We start from the raw sequence: 21,389 nt of genomic DNA, 5'->3' as shown, positions 1-21,389 counted from the left end.
AAAAATTAAGCCAATTTTACCTACACTCAATAAAATTAGAAACTAAAAATCCATGAAAGTATTGCTGATCTATCCTCAATTTCCTCAATCTTTCTGGTCTTACGATCGCTTCATGGAAATTGCTGGTCTCAAAGCAGTAATTCCACCGTTAGGTATTATTACAGTTGCAGCCATGTTACCGCAAGACTGGGAGATGAGATTTCGCGATCGCAATGTCGCCTGTGAAACCCAAGCCGACTGGGACTGGTGCGATCTGGTGATTCTTTCCGCCATGCTAGTGCAGAAACCCGACTTTGAAGCCTTAATTCAAAAAGCGGTGCGCCTGGGTAAAACCGTAGCCGTGGGTGGCCCCTATCCCACATCCGTCCCCCAAGACGCCCTCGACGCTGGGGCTGATTTCCTGATTCTTGATGAAGGGGAAATGACTATTCCCCTATTCCTAGAAGCCCTGAGTCAAGGTCAAACCCAGGGGATCTTTCGCTCCACTGAAAAGCCCGATGTTAGCCAAAGTCCGATCCCGCGTTTTGACCTGCTTCAGAGGGATAGCTATTTTATGATGGCGATGCAGTTTTCCCGGGGCTGTCCCTTCAACTGCGAATTTTGTGACATTATTTCCCTGTATGGCCGCAAACCCCGCACCAAAGAGCCGTCTCAAGCCCTAGGGGAGTTACAAACCCTCTATGATCTGGGGTGGCGCGGTTCTCTGTTTATTGTCGATGACAACTTTATTGGTAATCAGAAGAATGTTAAATCCTTTCTGCGGGAATTGATTCCCTGGATGGAGCAACATAACCATCCCTTCACTTTTATTACCGAAGCCTCGGTCAATTTAGCCGAAGATGATGAACTCTTACAATTGATGGGGAAAGCGGGTTTTTATGCGGTTTTCCTGGGAATTGAAACCCCCGACCAAGATAGCCTGAAATTCACCCGCAAACAGCAAAATACCCGTAGTCCCTTATCCGAAGCCTGTCGTAAAATTAACCAGGCGGGGCTACTGATTTATGCCGGGTTTATCCTGGGTTTTGATGGAGAGAAGGCGGGCGCGGGCGATCGGATACAAGCCTTTATTGAAGAAACCAGTATTCCGCAACCGATGCTTGGTATCCTTCAGGCTCTCCCCAATACGGCGCTTTGGGATCGGCTGAAACAAGAAAAACGCTTAATGGCGGGAAACGGCCATCCCACTGGCGACCAAAATACCCTGATGAATTTCATCCCGACTCGCCCCATGGCCGATATCGCCCAGGAGTATATCGAAGGGTTTTGGACGTTATACGAGCCAGAGAATTATCTGCGTCGCTGTTTGCAACAATGTCTGAAAATTAACTGCTCCACAACTAAAAAACAAACCATGCAGTTTCCCCTGGGTAAAGGGTTAAGATTAGTAGCCCAGGTGATCTGGCATCAGGGGATACGGCGGCCTGAGATTAGAGGACAGTTTTGGAGTCAGCTTTGGATCATCCTCCAGAAAAAACCCCAACTGCTGAATCTGTATCTGGGGCTATGTGCGGCTGGGGAACATTTCTGGGAATATCGGGCCTTGGCTAGAGAAAGGATTGAGCAACAGATGAATCTTCACCCCTTAGCAACCCCTGAAGTTGAGATTCTCACCCCCTTACCCCTATCGGTCTAAAAGTATTCAGGACTTACGGAAATTTGGGGATTTAAGCCCATAAGTAGGGGTAATTCATGAATTACTCCTATTTTCTATAGAGGTGATGCGTAAGTCCTGAATAATTCAGAAATTGAATATAGTATTAATTTAGGAAATGTACCGAATCATTAAAAAAGGATGGGAGTGTGGAAACTCAGTGTCTTCAGACCTGAGAGGAAACACGACCCAGGGGAATTTATTCCCCTAGAAATATTTAGTAATGCTATCATAAAGAAACCAACATGGCCGTAATAGTCGAGTCAATGACTAAAGCAAGTAAAACAATCGGAGTACAGCAAATCTTGTTGTCTCCCGACCTAGAAACCTGTGCGTTACTAGAATACCTTTGTCAACAATCCGGTAAATTGTACAACACGGGAATTTATTTTGCCCGTCAAACATTGTTTAAGACAGGTAAGTTATTAACAGGAAAGTTTGATTTAGCTTTTGAACCATCGGTATCAAAATCTTTATTAGCACAATCAATGCCATCAACACCGATGCAACAAACCTTAATGTCGGTGACAGAAGCATTCAAATCTTTCAAAAACTTGAGAGATTCACACAAGAAAGGTCAGCTACATTTTAGACCTAAACCTCCCGGTTATCTCCAGGGTTCTAAACTATTTAAAGTTGCTTATCCTAATTCTGGAGGTCAAAGACCAACATTAATTAATGGTCAACTTAGATTCGCTCTGGGATTAACAGTTAAAAGATGGTTTGGAATATCAGAATTTTTCTTACCTATGCCATCAAATCTTGACTATTCCAAAGTTAAAGAGTTCACGATTCTACCTAAAAATGGTGTTTTTTATCTGGAAATGTCCTACGAAGTAGAGAAACAAAACCATGAGTTAGATATTAACCAAAATATGGCATTGGAACTTTAGTGATTGGTTGGAATGAAGGGTTTAAAGTTGATGCAAATTTAGGGAATTTGAATAATCAAAAGTTTGTTCAAATGCCTTTGGGTAAATTAAAATCCCGTGTAAAACAACTTTGTGATTTACACGAGATTAGGTTTATTGAAACCGAGGAAGCCTACACTTCAAAAGCTAGTTTCTTAGATGGAGACTCCCTACCCAAATACGGTGAAAAACCGATGGGGTGGAAAGCATCTGGGAATAGAATTAAGCGTGGTCTTTATCGGACATCTGATGGTTTTGTTGTTAATGCTGACTTAAATGGTGCAGCTAATATTTTAAAAAAAGTATCGGGAAGATTAGGTTTGTCGCTTAATCAACTCAGTAGACGATATGCGGCAGTCGTAGCGAGAATTAGATTAAACTAATTCTGTCCGCAGAATCGAGCGTGTCTTCAGACCTGAGAGTGTCAATAAAAAAGTAGGGTGCAGACGTTTTATGCTAAGTATTGAGGGAGTCAGCACCCCGCACTGAAGTGACGGGGCTTCGTGCCTCTAACTTCAGTTAGTTGACCAGCCTAAGTCTTAACTGACTACGTTTTTTGAGTCATGACACCCTGTTGGATGCGATAGCGAAGCGTGGCGTCAGCCATAGCTAGTCCCTGGCTCTGTCGTTAGTAGTTAAACAGTTTTACGAGGGGTAAGACATTGCTACTAGCCTAACAAGCTCTTAAAACATTGGCGAAGCTAACTTTACCCTAGAAATAGGAGTTAGGAGGGTAACCATACCCTCCTCCCTGAAAAGGGAAAAATATAAAGCCGTCCTAGAAGGCCTGCCCTGAGCTTGTCGAATGGGACGGGGTTTCTACCCATTTTTCTGATGAAATCTTGGGGACTATTCTTAGCCGTCGGGCTTGGTATAAACCAGGTCTAACAGCAAAATTCTCCCGTGCTTAACAAAAGTGTGTGTAAGTTTTGTGTTGTAACTGAGAAACTGAAGTTGTGACCAGTGATCAAGGGCAAATTGAATGAAATTCTGGACAAAAAGCCTGATGTCCAGGCTTGTGATCTATTTTTTACTACTATCTATGGTCACTGTCCTTGGTGTGGCGGCGGTCGCATTTCAAAGTGCTAAAACCTCCATGCAGCAACTCATTTTTGAGCAATTGGAAGTCACGGCTACCCTCAAGGAAAAATCTTTAAATTTATGGGTGGAAAACCAAAAAAATGCGACTTTTTCCTTAGCACAGTTACCTGATATTAAAACAGCTACCAAAATTTTAGTAACTGATGATCCCAGTTCCCAACTCTGGCAGGATGCTCATACTCAAATCCGGCAATATATGGCTTCGGTATTAGCTACCAAACCGGACTTTCAGGAAGTTCAGATTTTGAGGGCAACTGGGGGACAAATTGTTTTTTCTACTAATCCCAAATCCGAAGGTCAATATCGGGATCAAGAAAAATATTTTCAATCTGGTATTTACAAGACTTTTGTTCAAAATCTTTATATTTCATCTATTACAAATAAACTAAATTTAACGATCTCGACACCAATTAAGGGATCTAATCAGGATGTATTTGGGGTGTTGGTAGTACACCTGAATATGAAAAAAATGGAAGAAATTGTTTTTGATAAAACAGGTTTAAAAACCACGGGAGAAACCTATTTATTTGATCGATCTCAGATATTTTTTACCGCCGAACAATTTGGTCGGTATGAATTTGCAAAAAAAGTTAATAGTCCAGGTATTCAAGATGCTTTATCGGGAAAAAATGGCTATAAAACTTATATTAATCATGCCGGGATTCCGGTGATTGCAGCCTATCGTTGGCTGGATAGACAGGAATTAGCGTTATTAGTAGAAATGCACCAATCTGAAGCAAATGAACCCGCCGAAAGATTAGCTTGGATTATTTTATGGGTGGGATTAACTTCGGCGGTTATTTTAGCAATTGGAGTTTATATTTTAGCACTACAAATTACTCGCCCAATTATCAATATTACTGAAATAGCAACTCAAGTCTCCGATGGAGATTTGACGTTAGTGGCTCCAGTGGTTACTGATGATGAAGTCGGACAATTGGCTATTTCTTTTAACCAAATGACCCGCCAACTACGCCGTCTCTATCAGGGTTTAGAAGAAAAACTTTTTCTCCTTGAGAAAAAAGAAATTGAATTAAAACAGAGTTTAAATCAACTCAAAGCCGAGAAAAAAATTAGTGAGGTTCAGAAAAATCAATTAACTCAAGCCTATCAAGAAATTAGTCTGCTTAACGAAAGGCTGAAAACTGAAAATTTGGATTTGATGTCAGAATTAAAGGTTCAAAATCAACACCTCTATCAATTTTTAGAGGCGATTCCTTTAGGTGTTGTGGTTATGGATGCCCTGGGAAAGTTATATTATAGTAATAAAGTGGCTCAAGAGTTATTGGGAGTTGAGGTTTTATTTTCTAATCCCCCGTTACAATTGAACGTTTATTCAAATTCATCATCAGCCACAAAAACACCTTATATTTTAGATAATTTACCCATTTTTAAAGCCCTGCGTGATGGCGTTTGCTGCATTGATACCTTAGAAATCATATCCTTAGATCAGACTATACCTTTGCAAATGTGGGGAACTCCAATTTTTGATGAATTTGGTCAAGTGACCTATGCCATTGGTGTGTTTCAAGATGTTAGTGAACGCCGAAAAGCCGAGGAAGAACGCCAACAGTTTATTGAGGAGATGTTTGAGGTTAATTGTAATTTAGAATTGGCTTTAGATCAAGAAGAACAATTAACCGATGCGGCGGGAAGATTTGTTCCGAATCAGTTTTTATCGTTTTTAGGATATGAAAGTTTAGTGGATGTTAAATCCGGGGATGCGGTACAGAAACGAATGTCGATTTTATTCTCAGATATTCGGAGTTTTACCCAAATGTCGGAACGGATGACCCCCGAAGATAATTTTAAATTTATTAATGCTTATTTATCCCGCATGGAACCTGCTATTACTGAAAATCGAGGCTTTATTGATAAGTATATTGGCGATGCAATTATGGCACTCTTTGGCGGGAGTGCTGATGATGCGGTGAAAGCGGGAATTTCTATGTTACAAAGATTATCAGAATATAACCTGACTCGTCAACGTCCTGATCGCCCTCCGATTAGCATTGGGATCGGAATTAATACCGGGGATTTAATGTTAGGGATCGTGGGTGGACAACATAGAATGGATAGTACCGTGATTAGTGATGCGGTTAATTTAGGATCTCGCTTAGAGGAATTAAGTAAACAGTATGGAATTCCTTTATTAATTAGTGAACATACATTTTTATCCCTTGAAGATCCTAATAGTTATTCCTTCCGAGTGATTGATAAAGTTAGGGTAAAAGGGAAATCAAAAATGGTCTCGGTTTTTGAAGTTTTTGATGCCGATCCGCCCTTACTTTATCAAAAAAAAGTAGAAACAAAAACCTTGTTTGAGCAAGCCTTAACCCTATATCATCTGGAAGCATTTTTTGAATCGGCTCAGTGCTTTGAAGCCTGTCTACAAGAAAATCCCTCGGATCAAGTCGCTCAAATTTACTTACAGCGTGTGATTCAATCCTTATCAATGTAATTAAAAAGAGTCCTAATTAATTTTTATTGAATGAGTAAATTTTTTTACCCTGACATGATAAAATGAGCTAACGGAGTTTTTTGGATCAGCCGATAATGGGTCAGTTAACAAAAGGATTTATGACACAAATTTTTGGCGACTTTGTTGAAGTTCCTCCAACCAGCAACGAATTTCTTGTCATTGGTTTCTCTCCGAGTTCCATTCCCATGAAACACCGTTGGCGCAATAATGGATTATCCGCTAATTTTATGGCTGATTATGTCACCACCTTTTTTCCTGAAAATCAAGATGATCCCACGACGGTAAATCTACAAAAAGAAAACCTATCCCTGATTACTATTAATCTCCAAGAATTAGAGTTTTTAAATAGTTCTGGTATTAATATGCTGTCTAAATTTGTAATTGAAGTTCGCAATAAAAAAGAGACTAAGATTAAAAGTTTTAGCCTCAAAAAAAATTTCCTGGCAAGGAAAATCTCTCAAAAATCTAACAAAACTCATGCCCTCTTTAGAACTAAACATTGAATAGAATTTTATCCCCATTTAGACTTTGATTTTAAATCTAAACTGGATATTTATAGATTATATAAACATTATAAAGATGTAGTATCCTATCCCCAGGAGATTTATTTTTTTTAATAAAATGAATTTTTGAATTAATATTAAATCAATAATGTTATAAATCTAATTTCATCCTTTATGGTAAGTATAAGTTAATGAAAAATGAGCATCTTTCTGAAAAACAACTGTTAGACTATATCAGCCGACTTCGCCAAGATATAGAAACTCTTAAACAAGAAAAAGCTGATCTGGAAATTCTATTAGAAGTTATCATTGATCACGGAGATTTAGTCGAAACTCAGTTACGCGAATCCCAGAAAAAACTCAAAGCCGAAATCGAACAACACTATTTAGCCCAACTCAAACTCGAAGCATCTCAAGAACATTTACAATCCTTAGTCACTTTATTAAGTCAGGAAAAAAATGACTTAGAGTTAATCCTAGAAACAACCATCGAACATAGTAATATTGTCGAAGAATCCTTACATTATGATAGTATTCATGATCCCCTAACCGGGTTATTTAATCGGAGATATTTAGATCTCGTATTACCCCAGGTATTCAAATCAGCCCAAAAAATACAAGAGTGTTTAAGTATTTTAATTGCGGATATTGATCATTTTAAGCAATTTAACGATAATTTCGGTCATAAAGCTGGAGATATTGTTTTAAAATTAGTCTCTCAAGCGGTACAAGGAGTGATGCGAACTTCTGATCTGGCTTATCGTTATGGGGGAGAAGAATTAGTCTTTATTTTACCCAATACAAATGTTGAAGTTGCTGAAATTATTGCGGAAGAAATTCGTCAAAAGATTAAAAACTTACAGTATGAGTATTCCTATGATTTTTTAATAGGAGTAACTATATCAATTGGGGTCGCGGGGTTTCCTGAACATACCCAATCCTGTGATAATTTATTACAATTTGCAGACCAGGCATTATATCAAGCTAAAGCCCAGGGACGCGATCAGGTTGTTGTTATTAATCCTAATATGAATCAGCAATTTTAAATTGATATTTTCAGTAAATTTTTAACCACTTGCTAAGAATTAGAGTGGTAATTATTTTTGCTCATTTCATTTTTTTTGTGTTATAATAAAGTCAAAGATTTAAGCGTTAAATCAAATTTTGATTTAATCTTAACTTACTGATCCTTTTCTTGCTAATTTTGACATCAAAACTATGAAAATTAATGCTCGGTTTTTATTACCCATCCTAGGTCTTCCTATTACCTTGATTTTGGGAGCTTGTACAATGCTTCAATCCCATTCTAAACCCATGACTTCAGAAACAGCAACTCCCGTTAGTTCGGAAACAGTTCTAGCCCAAAATAACGGCATGATGCCAGGAAATCATAGCATGATGATGGATTTGGGGCCGGCTGATGCTGAGTATGATTTACGCTTTATTGATGGGATGATTCCCCACCATCAAGGGGCGATTAAAATGGCTGAACAGGTGCTTCAAAAATCTAATAATCCTGAACTTAAAAAATTAGCAGAAGAAATTATTAAAGCCCAGAAAAAAGAAATTGCTCAGATGCAGGAATGGCGGAAAACATGGTATCCCCAAGCGAAAGATGCCATCATGTATCATGCCGCTATGGGTCATAGTATGTCCATGTCTAAGGAACAGATGGAATCAATGATGATGATGGTTGATTTAGGCGCTGCTGATGGCGGTTTTGATCAACGATTTGTTCAGGCGATGATTCCTCACCATGAAGGGGCATTAATTATGGCAAAAGATGCTCAATCGAAGTCAAAACGACCTGAAATTCAGCAACTTTCCCAAGCTATTTTAGTTTCCCAAGCAGCAGAAATTAAGCTGATGAAACAATGGTTAAAACCTGGATCTAATTAATGTATTATCCCTGTTCCCTTTTGCCCAGGAATAATGAATGTAAAGAGTTAATAAAAATTAATTAAAAAAAGGGGTAAATCCGTTAAAATAGCTGTAGAAAAATCTGGGGGAAGTTAGACAAAATGAAAACCAATCAATTAACAGCTAGATTGATTACACTTTTTGTTTTCAGCCACCTAACCTTTCCAGCAGGGGCTCAAATTCCTGTTTTTCCCTCCAATGTTATTGCTCAACCCGTTCCACCTCCGGTGCTGACTAACCCTAATTTTAGACCATCAAATCCAGCACCCGCGCTATTTGTTCCTCCGATTCCTATGAATAAATACCCGGATTTAGTTCCCAACCTTTCTATTCCAATTCCGGGGAATATGAATCCGATGACCCATCCAAATATTGAAACCTTATTATTAAGTTTAGATGCCGGATTACGCAGTCTACTGCGTTAAGAAAAGCACAAATTAAACTTTTAAAAGGAGAGATAAAATTGGAAAATGGTTATTTACAATTAGACGATAAACAAGCCATTCCTCTACCTCCAGAATTGCAAAATTTACCCTCTAAAAGTCTGACTCACCCCTATTATTGGTCGGGTTTTACCTTAATTGGTAGTCCTTGGTAAATCGAGATATAATATTTAATATCCATATTGACCTTAGACGCTTTAAAATTAATAACCAATCAATTACCCACAAATAATTATGAGCCAAGATAAAACCCCATCACCGACCCTTAGTGAAGAATCAACGACTCGGACACCGCCTTGGGGTCAGGTTAGCCTACTAGAAGAAGGCGAGCGCTATCGGATTAATCGAATTGTGGTAAATCCGGGTTATCATATCAGTACCCAAATGCACTATCATCGCAGTGAACACTGGATTGTTGTGGCTGGAACCGCTAGGGTAATCTGTGGCGGACAAGAAACCTTATTACTTCCAAAACAGTCCACCTATGTTCCCATGAATACCCCCCACCGCCTAGAAAATCCTGGGGTAATTCCTTTGGTGATGATTGAAGTCCAAAATGGCGAATATTTAGGAGATGATGATATTACTCGTTTTCCCGAAGAAGATACCAAAAGCCAGACTAAAAAATAACTCGACAGAACGGACAAAATGAGAGACAATTGCCCTGAGTCAATCAATTTTCTTATTTACTAAAATACTCATGGATTTAAAGTCTCTCATTCGCAATATTCCCGATTTTCCTAAGCCTGGAATTTTATTTCGAGATATTACTACCCTGTTACAAAACCCCCAGGGACTTCGATATACAATTGATTCTTTAACAGAAAAATGTCGTCCTTTGTCTCCTGACTATATTCTGGGAATGGAGTCGAGGGGTTTTTTATTTGGAATGCCTTTAGCCTATCAATTAGAAGTAGGTTTTATTCCAATTCGTAAGCCCAAAAAATTACCCGCAGCCGTCTATCGGGCAGAATATGAATTGGAATATGGGACAGATTGTTTGGAGATGCACCAAGATGCCCTTTCATCGGGGGATAAAGTCTTAATTGTTGATGATTTAATTGCCACTGGAGGCACAGCCAAAGCCACCGCAGAATTAGTTAAACAAGCCGGGGCTACAATAGTAGGATTTTGTTTTGTGGTTGAACTTACCGGGTTAAAAGGACGGGAACAATTGCCCGATGTTCCGATAATTAGTCTATTACAATATGATTAATAGTTTAAGGTTTTTTAGGGTAAATTTATTAGTTATCAAGGGAAAAAATCAAGGTTATGGGTGAAACATTAGTCTATATTGGTAAGCGATTATTACAGGCGCTTTTAACTCTACTTTTAGCATCGGCTTTATGTTTTGCCATTACTCAACTTGCCCCCGGAGACTATTTAGATAACCTCTCAAATAATCCTCAAATTTCCCCCGAAACCTTAAAACAATTGCGAGAACAATTTCACCTAGATAAATCTCCCCTAGAACAATATTGGTATTGGTTAAGCCAAATTGTCACTAGGGGAAATTTTGGGTTTAGTTTTGCCAATCAACGTTCCGTTACTTCCTTGCTAATAGAACGAGTTCCTGCTACATTATTATTAGCATTTTCATCGTTAATTTTAACCTGGATAATCGGCATTCCATTAGGGATAATTGGGGCGGTAAATCAGAATCGTTTTACCGACCGATTTTTGCAAGTTATTAGTTACACCGGACAGGGTTTTCCCAGTTTCATCACCGCTTTATTATTATTATTTTTAGCTCAAAAAACCTCTCCCCTATTTCCCGTTGGCGGCATGACCAGTATTAATTTTCCCGATTTATCACCCCTGGGAAAAATAGCCGATATTGCTTGGCATAGTATTTTACCGACATTAGCATTAAGTATTACCAGTTTTGCCGGGTTACAAAGATTAATGCGAGGGCAACTTTTAGATGTTTTACGCCAAGATTATATTCAAACGGCGAGGGCGAAAGGACTCCCAGAAAATCGGGTGATTTATGTTCACGCCCTACGGAATGCCATTAACCCTTTAATCACATTATTAGGCTTTGAATTTGCCAGTTTATTAGGGGGAGCTTTTATCGCCGAAACCTTTTTTAACTGGCCAGGATTGGGTAAATTAATTTTACAAGCGGTACAACAACAGGATTTATATTTAGTTATGGCGAGTTTAATGATGGGGGCGGTTATGTTAATTATTGGGAATTTATTAGCGGATTTACTCTTAAAAGCCGTTGACCCTAGAATTAAATTAGAAGATTTACGTTGAAATTTTAGCGGTAAAATAGAGATAATAGGATCAAAATAAATTGGGTTAAACCTAGTTTGCAATTTTAAGGAGACGGTTTAAATGCTCTCTGAAGTTTATTATATTCTGCGCTCAAAAGCCGATGGACGTTATGTTACCTCCCATCCTGAACCCGATAGTCCATTGGCTTATTTATTATTATTTTCAGAAAATTTTGATGCTTTGAGTTATTTAAACAAACACGCTACGGATGTCAAAGATCGGTTTGCGGTAGAATCAGTTACGGGTTATCAAATTAAACCGATTTTACAGCGTTGGGGATTTACTGGTATTGCAATGGTTAAAGAGCCCCTTTTACCGCAGATTGAATTTATCCAAATTAAACAAAATTAACCGGGTAACAAAACAAAGTAAACTGATAGCGATCGCTATTTTCTCTTGGGTCAATAATATAATTAGTGATACATCAGTGGCGATCAATAACAATATAAATGGTCAACCCATCGAACCTAAAGAATCTGTGAATGGATTCAAGCAAGTCGTAGTACCTACAACACTATACGCATTTGGCAACAAACAGCGTCCTCGTCCACCCCGTAAAGGTAAGGACATTGCTGTTGAAAGCAATCAGGTTGAACCAACCCAGCCCCCAACAGGTGCATCAACTTTTGGGGATATTGAGTATGCAGCTTTGACGGGACACTATCATAGACTAGATAAAAATACTTTATTGCCTGAAGGTCTTGATGTAATCGCTGATGGCCGAGATGTTGGCGGTTCTCATTCGCCGACTCATCATACTATCTACCCTAATCGAAAAATGTTATTGACAGAATTTGTTGAGAAATTTCTGGGGAGTGGGTGGGTTTATATTGGGAAGAAAGAGCTAAAATAAATACAAAACCAAAAAGAAAAAATTATGTTAAGTCAACAACAAACTGCTCAAAATCTTGATTTATGGCAATCCGTTGTCACTAAAGAATTGGGTTATATTCAGAGTCGTCAAGTATTTCTGAACAGTTGTACAGACAGAGTAGCAATGCTGCAAAAAGGATTACAAAACCCTAGAGAAAGAGGAACTGCATTGCGATTGCTCTTTTACCTCACTGTACCAGAATGTCAGCTTTTATTCAATGATTTAGTGGCTTTAGCTACTGTCTCTCATTCGGATATTGAACTCTGCCGGGAAGCCATTCTTTCTCTACCGAAAACTTGGTTGTTGGACAATATTGAAAACAGTGCTGAAGAATTGTTAGCTGATGGTACGGATGAAGAGTATAGACGGTTGTTAGAACTGTATATTAATATTGACGATCACCTCACTGAAAAGCTTGTTAAACGAGCATTGCAGCATGAGGATGAAGATATTAGGGAAGCGGGAGAGGATTTCCAAAACTATCTAAAAAATGTAATTCGTATTCCTCAAGAATTGGTAGAGCTTACGTCGAGAGTTTGGGTAAAATAGCAGTAGAAATTGACACTTTTCAAGGACAAATACATCTAATACTATAGTTACAATTTAACAGTCAATGGTGATGGGATTGACTGATTTTTAAACTTAAGAAAATAACCGGAATTATCCCCACTAAAACAATCGCTAATGCGGGGGCAGCGGCTTCAGCTAATCGTTCATCGGAAGCTAAATTATAAACCCGAACTGCCAAGGTATCAAAATTAAATGGACGAATCACTAAGGTAGCTGATAACTCCTTCATGACATCAACAAAAGTTAACATTCCGGCTGTTAATAACCCACTCCACATAATCGGGGTATGCACCTTAATTAAAGTGCTAGTCGCCCCGTATCCTAAACTACGGGCAGCTTCATCTAAATTAGGTTTAATTTTACTTAAACTCGATTCTACTGTCCCGAAAGAAACTGCTAAAAATCGAACTAAATAGGCATAAATTAAAGCGATAATTGTGCCACTCAATAACAATCCTGTAGAAATACCAAAGGTAGACCGCATTACCCCATCAATTGCATTATCTAATCTACCAATAGGAATTAAAATACCCACCGCAATTACCGAACCTGGAATCGCATATCCCATAGCAGCAATACGGGTGGATAATCGCATCAGGGAATTAGCATTTAACCGAACACCATAGGCCATAATTAAGGCGATCAGAACCGCTAAAATTCCGCTAATAGTCGCTAAAGTTAAACTGTGTAAGGCATAACTCCAAAACTCAGAATTAAAAAAAGTTCCTAAATTTTCTAAGGTCATTTTCAATAAAATAATACTAGGAATTAGAAACCCAAAAACAATCGGGAATAAACAGATAAAAAAAGCTAATCCTGCCCGAAATCCCGTGAGTTTAAATTGATTTAAAGATTGAAAGCGATTTCCCGTTTGGTAATATTGGGCTTGACGACGTGACCAAAGTTCGAGTAAAATTAATCCTAAAATAAATAACATTAAAACCGCCGCTAATTGGGAAGCCGCCACCCGTTCTCCCATTCCGAACCAAGTTCGATAGATTCCGGTTGTAAAAGTATCAACTCCGAAATATTGAACGGTTCCAAAATCGTTTAATGTTTCCATTAATGCTAAAGCTAATCCGGCAATAATAGAGGGACGGGCTAGGGGTAAAGCTACGGTAAAAAAACTTTGCCAAGGGTTACAACCGAGGGAACGACTTGCTTCTAAGGTGCAGGTTGATTGTTCTAAAAACGCAACTCTAGTTAATAAATAAACGTAGGGATATAAAGTTAAAGATAATAAAAAAATTGCCCCCCAAATCGAACGAATATCAGGAAACCAATAGTCATCAATTCCACTCCATCCAAAAGTGTTTCTTAGGAGGGTTTGTACCGGGCCATAAAATTCCAACCATTCAGTGTACACATAGGCGAGAATATAACTAGGGGCGGCTAGGGGGATTAACAACCCCCATTCAAATAAACGGCTACCCGGAAACCTACACAGGGTCACTAACCAAGCACTACTCACCCCCAGCAGCAACACAAGACTACCAACGCCAAAGATTAGCAATAAGGAATTAAGGATATAACCGGGGAGAACCGTTGAGCCTAAATGGTTCCAGACCTCGCTAGAATTAACAAAAATACTACTTAATACAAATAATACCGGAGTCGCAATCAAAACAGCGATCGCTACCACAAAAACAGTCCAAACGTCCAGCTTAAAGCTACGCAGGGCTTTGCTCAAGGACTCCCAGGACAATAATGACACAACCAAACACTCCTAAAAATTTAATTAAGTCTTAGTGAGAATATATCCTAAAAAGGGAGTATAATTGGAATGAAGTTTCAGCAATATTAGTTTCAACAGTACCGTTGAACCCTAAGATCAAATTAATGCCTGTAAAGATGACTCAATCTGTAATTCTGCATTTAGAGGACGTCGGTAAACAGTTTCCTCAAAACCAGACCCCAGCCGTTCAAGCCGTTAACCTAGACTTACATGAAGGGGATATCCTCGGACTATTAGGCCCTTCTGGGTGTGGGAAAACCACGTTATTGCGAATGATTGCCGGATTTGAACAACCGGACACCGGAACAATTACCCTAGCGGGGCGGGAAGTCGCCGGCTTGGACTATTGGATACCGCCAGAACAACGAGATGTGGGAATGGTGTTTCAGGATTATGCCCTATTTCCCCATTTAACCGTTGCTAAAAATATTGCCTTTGGCTTGAAAAATAGTAAGAAAAAATCTAGTTTAGGGATTAACAGACGGGTAGCAGAAGTTTTAGAATTAGTGGGATTATCGGGTTATGAAAAACGCTATCCCCATGAAATATCGGGAGGACAACAACAACGGGTCGCCCTAGCCCGCGCCTTAGCTCCCCATCCAGCTTTAGTATTATTAGATGAACCTTTAAGTAATTTAGATGTACAGGTTCGGTTAAGATTGCGGCAGGAATTACGCGATATTTTAAAAGTAGCAGGAACCACCGCAATTTTTGTTACCCATGACCAAGAAGAAGCCCTAGCCATTTCTGATTGGTTGGCGGTGATGCGAGACGGACACCTAGAACAGTTTGGCACACCGGAAACGATTTATCGACAACCCGCCTCTCGGTTTGTGGCAGAATTTGTTACCCAAGCTAATTTTATTCCCGCCAAACGTCGAGGAGATTTTTGGGAAACGGAATTGGGTTGTTTTGCTATTAACCCCTATCTTGTAGATGCTGTTAACCCAGATTGGGATAAATTAGACCGGGTAGAATTAATGGTACGACAAGAGGATTTTATTCTTAAACCTGATGATAACGCCCCGGTTGTGATTCGCGATCGCCAATTTCTCGGACGAGAAAATCACTATAGTTTGCAGGTTCCATCCGGTCGGGAACTCATCGCCAGAACCAGTGCGACAACGGCTTTACCTGTGGGAATGCGGGTTAATGTTTCTGTCCTTGAAAATGCTTTGCGGGTGTTTCCTAGTCGGAAAAATTAGGGGTTAGTTGACGGATAAATTTGGCAACAATTTTAACAAATTCTGAGGTCGATTCGTAGGGTAAAACATTACGCCCTGGAATTATAGCAGATTGGCAATTTTTCCAGCCTTTTTCATAAAGTTGACAACGTTGTTCTGGGGTTTCTGAAAATCCACTGCGACTAATACTAGATGCAGTTGTCCCAAAAACCGCTAAGGTGGGAATCGAAATTTCTGCCATAATATCCATATAGTTTTGTCGCCAAAATCCAGCTAAAAAGGAATAAACGGCATAACGGCTTTGATCATTTTTGGCTCCTGTTTCTAATAAGTCTAACCAATTTTGATCGACATCTTCGGCTTTGGCAAAAAGTTGACGAATGGAGAAGGATTCGATAAATTGACGACGACGGGCATACAGCCAGAATAAATTGCCAATGGGAGAATCAAAGAATAGATTCCAGACGAGTTTTTGCTGTTTTTCTGAACTGGGTTCGTTCATGACTCGCCAAGCTGGGGGGCCGGATAATATTAATCCTTTAATTAAGTTAGAATTAGATTTGTTTTGGAGTTGAGTTAGGGCGATCGCAACGGGTAATAAAGCTCCTTGTACTATTATAATAACAGGTTTTTGAATAATATTCTGTAAAAAATAATGCAATTGTTCCGCCCAATCTTGGGGATAATAGGCAAATTTTGGAATATCAGAATTTCCACAACCGATTAAATCGGGATTATAAATGGCATGATTTAATCCATTTTCCCGCGATTCTTGACAAAATCTATACCAAAAATTTCCAGATAATCCCACTCCAATCGGATGAATTAATAATAATGAAATATCATTATCAATATTAGGATTAACGGTCGGATAATATTCATAATAACATTCATATCCCTGCCAATTATAGGATTTTGATTCAGGAGTAAATAGGGAAGATTGGGAATTAGCTTTCATAATATCGGTAAATAATTAATTGAATGAATTTTACAGATTACATTAACCTTTAAACAAACTATTAACGTAATCTGTAAAATTAGATAGTTTACTCGATGTCAACGGTTTGGGTTTCTTCGGTGATGATTTCGGGTTCAATTATTGATTCTGGTGTGGAATCTTCTATTGAGGGAAGTTCGGGAACTAGATTAATATTTTCTGACCGTTGGGGTTCGGTGACGGGTTCTGAAATGGAAACTTGATCAACAATTTCAGGTGAGGGTATCGGAGAATTAGATGTTATAGCAAGAGGCAATAGGGAATAGGCAATCTCGCTATAGGTAAATACTTACTGTGAGCAGTTTTTAGCTTTCAAGAATGTCCTAATAGATGCGGCAACTGCTATACCTGAACTGGATTTAAAAAAGGAAGATGAAAACGACTCAAAAACTCACCTAATTGTTTAATTAGGGACTCAGGGGAAATATCCGGCGTGGTTTTTTCTGCTGGAATTTCAGTTGCTACTGGTTCCAATGGAGTAGTTTCAGATTCTACTATTGATTCTATATTTTCCAATGGAGTAGTTTCAGATTCTACTATTGATTCTATATTTTCCAATGGAGTAGTTTCAGATTCTACTATTGATTCTATATTTTCCAATGGAGTAGTTTCAGATTCTACGATTAATTCTGCTTCTGGTGTCGTTTCCTCAAGAGGTTCGGGCGTGGGTTCGTCTACGGGAGTCGAAATAACTTCGGGTTCGGTCGGAGGAAGTTCTTCCGGTTCAGGAGTTTTAATTAAGTCTTGAGTGGAAAAATTAGGATTCAGGATTCCTTTAACTTCTGCAAAGGACAATTTTTCTTGAGTCAGTTGAGACAGGGTATTTTTGAAATTGGGATTATAGGTAATTACCCGGGCGGTTTTATTAAAAACATTATCAACGGGATTTCCCTGTTCATTCAGATATTCAATTTGTACCCAATTTTTACCCGGTTTTAAGCCTTTTAAATATAGAGGTTGCCATTTATCGGTGGTGAAACTTTCGCCATTAAGGGTAATCCGAATTTGCCAATCTACTATTTCATCCGTTGGATTGTCTTGAGCCACAATATGTAGAGGGGCGTTATTGAGGTGGAAGTCTAGTAAAATTGGTTCCGCCCCATATACCCCTTGGGGACGGTTATAGGTTAGTAAAGGTAAATTTTGATCGGGGTCATGATCAGGGGTTTTTGTGAAAACATGAAAGGTAGTTTGGGCAAAAGACCCTTCATTTTTGTAGCTTTCATCCCAGGGATAGGCTGCAAACACCCTGAGAGTATGGGTTCCGGGGCCTAAGTTGGGGAAGGTTATGGGGGTGGTGATATCGTAAATATCAATATTGGGCTGGTTATCGAGGATTACTTGTAAATGTGGCCCTAAACCGAATTTAGGATCTTGGAATAGTGGTAAACCCTGAACTTGGAGTTGCAGGTTAATTGTATCGTCTTCGATTAGTTGATCGGGTTTAGGATTGAGGATGGTAACTTGAGGCTGGTAAGCATCCAAGGATTGATGCAGTTTCTGGATTAGTTTTGGGGGAGAAACTTGGGAAATCGGTGGCGCGGATTTGGATATCGTCAGGGTTGGAGGAGTTTGGGGCGGAACTTCCGAGGAGGAATTTCCACATCCAGCCAGACTGACGATTATTAAGAGTGCTAACAGGGTTTTGAGTTGGGTTTTTACTCTTGTCCATATCTGAAGTATGGGATTTAGCACCTGATTTTTTTGAAAGAAGCCCAATCTAATTTTATCCATAAGTTTTTTATTGAAAATCATAAGCCCAGCCTTAATCTATCGGTTTTAGGGGGGTATTTAACCTCCCTGGGTTCGGTAGGGTGCCACTTGAGGAGTTCAGACCAATCCTAGCGCGGAATCGGGACATCAAGCACATAGAGATGAAAGTCCGGTGGAATTGATTTTGATTCCATCTGGAAATGGACAAGGTTTTCAACCTTCTAAGTTATTTTGATAAATTTTAAGTTTTGTAACATTTATTGAGAAAGATTTGACTTTTTGAAACCCTTATGGAAACTAAAATGATGATTTTGTAAAGAATGAGACGAAATTTTAATTATTGTTAACAAGTAGTTCCCCCCGGATTCAAAAAGATGATATATCATTTAAAGACAACAGCTACCCCAAACGGAAAGCCATTGCTATGCAAGGGTTTAAGTCTGGGTTAGTTGTGGAAATAAAATTTTAAAAGCCTTAAGGCAAACACAGGGGCGTCCTGTTGCCCCCGAACAAAGGTTGGTTTTAGTGCAGGTATAAACCTGAATAATTAGTCTCATAGAAATTTATCTATGGAACAAGTTAACGAAACACTAACTTTTGTTAAGGATTTTGAAAAAGGGGTATAACTTCTGTCAAAATCTGCAACGTTACTTATTTTTTGTCACAGGTCGAGGAGAGTCTAAATGACAATCAGTCCTCCAGAGCGTGAGGCAAAAGTAAAGGTTACGGTTGATAAAGATCCGGTTCCTACATCTTTTGAAAGATGGTCTAAACCTGGACACTTTCGCCGTGACCTCGCCAAAGGGCCAAATACCACCACTTGGATTTGGAACCTACACGCCGACGCTCACGACTTCGATAGTCATACCAGCGATTTAGAAGATATTTCGCGTAAAATCTTTAGCGCCCATTTTGGTCATTTAGCCGTGATTTTTATCTGGTTAAGTGGTGCCTACTTCCACGGCGCTAAATTTTCGAACTACGAAGCTTGGTTGGCTAACCCTACGGGGATTAAGCCTAGCGCTCAAGTTGTATGGCCAATTTTCGGCCAAGAAATTTTAAACGGTGATGTTGGTGGTGGCTTCCACGGGATTCAGATTACCTCTGGGTTATTCCAACTGTGGCGAGCTTCTGGTTTCACCAACACATACCAGCTTTATTGCACCGCCATTGGTGGGCTGGTAATGGCAGGTTTGATGCTGTTTGCTGGTTGGTTCCACTATCACAAACGCGCTCCCAAACTGGAATGGTTCCAGAATGTGGAGTCGATGATGAACCACCACTTAGCTGGCTTGTTGGGTCTAGGCTGTTTGTCTTGGGCAGGACACCAAATTCATGTGTCCTTACCCGTGAACAAATTGCTGGATGCAGGAGTGGCGGCGAAGGATATTCCTTTACCCCATGAATTCATCCTCAATCCCAACCTGATGGCAGAACTGTATCCCAGTTTTAAACAAGGTTTAACACCATTCTTTACCTTGAATTGGGGAGTCTATTCCGACTTCTTAACCTTCAAAGGTGGATTAAACCCCCAAACAGGCGGTCTGTGGTTATCCGATACTGCACACCATCACCTGGCACTGGCAGTCCTGTTCATCATTGCTGGCCATATGTACCGGACAAACTGGGGCATTGGTCACAGCATGAAGGAAATCTTAGTAGCCCATAAAGGCCCCTTCACTGGAGAAGGCCATAAAGGACTCTATGAAATCCTGACCACCTCTTGGCACGCTCAGTTGGCGATTAACCTCGCAATGATGGGTTCTTTGAGTATTATTGTGGCTCAACACATGTACGCAATGCCTCCCTATCCTTACATTGCGACGGATTACCCCACGCAGTTGTCCCTGTTCACGCATCATATGTGGATTGGTGGCTTCCTGATTGTGGGTGCGGGCGCTCACGCTTCCATTTTCATGGTGCGTGATTATGTTCCGGCCAACAATGTCAACAACTTGCTTGATCGGGTGCTTCGTCACCGCGACGCAATTATCTCCCACCTAAACTGGGTCTGTATCTTCCTGGGATTCCATAGCTTTGGGTTATATGTCCATAACGACACCATGCGTGCGTTTGGTCGTCCTCAAGATATGTTCTCGGATACAGGGATTCAACTCCAACCCGTATTTGCCCAATGGATACAAAACATTCACACTCTGGCCCCTGGTAGCACTGCTCCCCATGCCTTAGCCAGTGTTAGCCCCGTGTTTGGTGGCGGTGTCGTAGCCGTCGGTGGCAAAGTAGCAATGATGCCGATTGTGTTAGGTACGGCGGACTTCATGGTTCACCATATCCATGCCTTCACAATTCACGTCACGGTTTTAATTCTGCTGAAAGGCGTTTTATACGCCCGTAGCTCTCGCTTGGTTCCTGACAAGAGTGAATTGGGTTTCCGGTTCCCTTGCGATGGGCCAGGTCGGGGTGGTACTTGCCAAGTCTCTGGCTGGGATCACGTTTTCCTGGGTCTGTTCTGGATGTACAACTCCCTCTCCATCGTAATTTTCCACTTTAGCTGGAAGATGCAATCCGATGTCTGGGGAACAGTTGGTTCAGACGGCACCGTTTCTCACATCACCAGTGGCAACTTTGCCCAGAGTGCCATTACCATCAACGGATGGCTGCGTGATTTCCTGTGGGCGCAAGCTGCTCAGGTAATCAGTTCCTACGGATCAGCCCTCTCCGCCTACGGTCTGTTGTTCTTGGGTGCCCACTTCGTTTGGGCGTTCAGCTTAATGTTCCTGTTCAGTGGCCGTGGTTACTGGCAAGAACTGATTGAGTCCATTGTTTGGGCCCATAACAAGCTGAAATTAGCCCCAGCAATTCAACCTCGCGCTCTGAGTATTACTCAAGGTCGTGCGGTTGGTGTAGCTCACTACCTCTTAGGAGGCATTGCTACAACTTGGGCATTCTTCCTAGCCCGAATTATTTCAGTAGGATGAAAACTCTCTGCTCAGGGACTGGGAAAGGCTGAATCAGCTTTCTCCCTCCCCCTGAAGCGGAATCACAAAGAACACGATTT

Annotated in this window: 20 protein-coding genes and 2 pseudogenes; 18 read left to right on the top strand and 4 right to left on the bottom strand. The window is 40.1% G+C overall.

Annotation, left to right across the window (positions count from 1 at the left end):
* Positions 1-52: 52 nt before the first annotated feature.
* The 16 genes and pseudogenes from NMG86_RS22350 to NMG86_RS22275 all read left to right on the top strand — a co-directional run bounded on the left by NMG86_RS22350 (position 53) and on the right by NMG86_RS22275 (position 12,720).
* Entirely contained in the window at positions 53-1,636 is a 1,584-nt protein-coding gene (locus tag NMG86_RS22350; RefSeq protein WP_026796537.1) for a B12-binding domain-containing radical SAM protein, read from the top strand.
* A gap of 284 nt (positions 1,637-1,920) precedes the next feature.
* Positions 1,921-2,547, top strand: coding sequence for a hypothetical protein (locus NMG86_RS22345; RefSeq protein ID WP_244639513.1), 627 nt, complete (start codon positions 1,921-1,923; stop codon positions 2,545-2,547).
* On the top strand, positions 2,547-2,948 hold the full coding sequence (locus NMG86_RS22340; RefSeq protein ID WP_026798777.1) for a zinc ribbon domain-containing protein: 402 nt from the start codon (positions 2,547-2,549) through the stop codon (positions 2,946-2,948). The genes NMG86_RS22345 and NMG86_RS22340 overlap by 1 nt, the downstream gene beginning before the upstream one ends.
* Positions 2,949-3,607: 659 nt before the next feature.
* Positions 3,608-6,127: an adenylate/guanylate cyclase domain-containing protein gene (locus NMG86_RS22335; protein ID WP_158442132.1), complete on the top strand. Its 2,520-nt coding sequence runs from the start codon at positions 3,608-3,610 to the stop codon at positions 6,125-6,127.
* A gap of 119 nt (positions 6,128-6,246) precedes the next feature.
* A pseudogene (locus tag NMG86_RS22330) lies at positions 6,247-6,415 on the top strand (slr1658 family protein); the annotation flags it as partial.
* 44 nt (positions 6,416-6,459) lie between these two features.
* A pseudogene (locus NMG86_RS22325) lies at positions 6,460-6,655 on the top strand (slr1659 superfamily regulator); the annotation flags it as partial.
* Positions 6,656-6,842: 187 nt separating this feature from the next.
* Complete coding sequence (locus NMG86_RS22320; protein WP_043937757.1) at positions 6,843-7,697, top strand: GGDEF domain-containing protein; 855 nt, start codon at positions 6,843-6,845, stop codon at positions 7,695-7,697.
* Positions 7,698-7,869: 172 nt separating this feature from the next.
* Positions 7,870-8,550: a DUF305 domain-containing protein gene (locus tag NMG86_RS22315; protein WP_036831574.1), complete on the top strand. Its 681-nt coding sequence runs from the start codon at positions 7,870-7,872 to the stop codon at positions 8,548-8,550.
* A gap of 122 nt (positions 8,551-8,672) precedes the next feature.
* Positions 8,673-8,996 carry a hypothetical protein gene (locus NMG86_RS22310; protein ID WP_026787750.1) on the top strand — a complete coding sequence of 108 codons (324 nt, stop codon included), beginning with the start codon at positions 8,673-8,675 and terminating at the stop codon, positions 8,994-8,996.
* A gap of 38 nt (positions 8,997-9,034) precedes the next feature.
* Positions 9,035-9,169 (top strand): hypothetical protein, encoded by a 135-nt coding sequence (locus NMG86_RS22305; RefSeq protein WP_264477055.1) that lies wholly within the window; start codon positions 9,035-9,037, stop codon positions 9,167-9,169.
* 79 nt (positions 9,170-9,248) lie between these two features.
* Positions 9,249-9,644, top strand: a complete 396-nt coding sequence (locus NMG86_RS22300; RefSeq protein ID WP_026795454.1) for a phosphomannose isomerase type II C-terminal cupin domain — start codon at positions 9,249-9,251, stop codon at positions 9,642-9,644.
* A 70-nt stretch (positions 9,645-9,714) separates the two neighbouring features.
* Positions 9,715-10,230, top strand: a complete 516-nt coding sequence (locus tag NMG86_RS22295; RefSeq protein ID WP_026796536.1) for an adenine phosphoribosyltransferase — start codon at positions 9,715-9,717, stop codon at positions 10,228-10,230.
* Positions 10,231-10,286: 56 nt separating this feature from the next.
* Positions 10,287-11,276 carry an ABC transporter permease gene (locus NMG86_RS22290; protein WP_043939015.1) on the top strand — a complete coding sequence of 330 codons (990 nt, stop codon included), beginning with the start codon at positions 10,287-10,289 and terminating at the stop codon, positions 11,274-11,276.
* A gap of 81 nt (positions 11,277-11,357) precedes the next feature.
* The gene (locus NMG86_RS22285) at positions 11,358-11,648 is read left to right on the top strand and encodes a hypothetical protein (protein WP_026796534.1); all 291 of its coding nucleotides are present in this window, start codon (positions 11,358-11,360) and stop codon (positions 11,646-11,648) included.
* The gene (locus tag NMG86_RS22280) at positions 11,620-12,150 is read left to right on the top strand and encodes a Tse2 family ADP-ribosyltransferase toxin (protein ID WP_237747559.1); all 531 of its coding nucleotides are present in this window, start codon (positions 11,620-11,622) and stop codon (positions 12,148-12,150) included. The genes NMG86_RS22285 and NMG86_RS22280 overlap by 29 nt, the downstream gene beginning before the upstream one ends.
* A gap of 24 nt (positions 12,151-12,174) precedes the next feature.
* Entirely contained in the window at positions 12,175-12,720 is a 546-nt protein-coding gene (locus NMG86_RS22275; RefSeq protein WP_043939017.1) for a hypothetical protein, read from the top strand.
* 61 nt (positions 12,721-12,781) lie between these two features.
* Here the strand turns inward: NMG86_RS22275 and NMG86_RS22270 are convergent, their stop codons facing one another.
* Positions 12,782-14,455, bottom strand: coding sequence for an ABC transporter permease (locus NMG86_RS22270; RefSeq protein ID WP_081694410.1), 1,674 nt, complete (start codon positions 14,453-14,455; stop codon positions 12,782-12,784).
* 137 nt (positions 14,456-14,592) lie between these two features.
* Between NMG86_RS22270 and NMG86_RS22265 the strand changes: the two genes are divergently transcribed.
* Positions 14,593-15,681 carry an ABC transporter ATP-binding protein gene (locus tag NMG86_RS22265; RefSeq protein WP_026787741.1) on the top strand — a complete coding sequence of 363 codons (1,089 nt, stop codon included), beginning with the start codon at positions 14,593-14,595 and terminating at the stop codon, positions 15,679-15,681.
* On the opposite strand, the gene NMG86_RS22260 is transcribed toward NMG86_RS22265, so the two are convergent.
* The 3 genes from NMG86_RS22260 to NMG86_RS22250 form a co-directional block, all read right to left on the bottom strand.
* The gene (locus NMG86_RS22260; RefSeq protein ID WP_087882108.1) at positions 15,665-16,618 is read right to left on the bottom strand and encodes an alpha/beta fold hydrolase; all 954 of its coding nucleotides are present in this window, start codon (positions 16,616-16,618) and stop codon (positions 15,665-15,667) included. The genes NMG86_RS22265 and NMG86_RS22260 overlap by 17 nt on opposite strands.
* 88 nt (positions 16,619-16,706) lie before the next feature.
* Positions 16,707-16,913 carry a hypothetical protein gene (locus NMG86_RS22255; protein ID WP_026787739.1) on the bottom strand — a complete coding sequence of 69 codons (207 nt, stop codon included), beginning with the start codon at positions 16,911-16,913 and terminating at the stop codon, positions 16,707-16,709.
* An 86-nt stretch (positions 16,914-16,999) separates the two neighbouring features.
* A complete protein-coding gene (locus NMG86_RS22250; protein ID WP_193372457.1) occupies positions 17,000-18,391 on the bottom strand; it encodes a hypothetical protein in 1,392 nt (463 codons plus the stop codon).
* Between the two features lie 662 nt (positions 18,392-19,053).
* On the opposite strand from NMG86_RS22250, the gene psaA reads away from it, so the two are divergent.
* The gene (psaA, locus tag NMG86_RS22245) at positions 19,054-21,309 is read left to right on the top strand and encodes a photosystem I core protein PsaA (protein ID WP_026787738.1); all 2,256 of its coding nucleotides are present in this window, start codon (positions 19,054-19,056) and stop codon (positions 21,307-21,309) included.
* Positions 21,310-21,389 lie beyond the last annotated feature (80 nt).

It is taken from the genome of Planktothrix rubescens CCAP 1459/22, from assembly GCA_904830895.1.
Lineage (GTDB): Bacteria > Cyanobacteriota > Cyanobacteriia > Cyanobacteriales > Microcoleaceae > Planktothrix > Planktothrix agardhii.
This window is presented reverse-complemented; position numbering and strand designations above follow the sequence as displayed.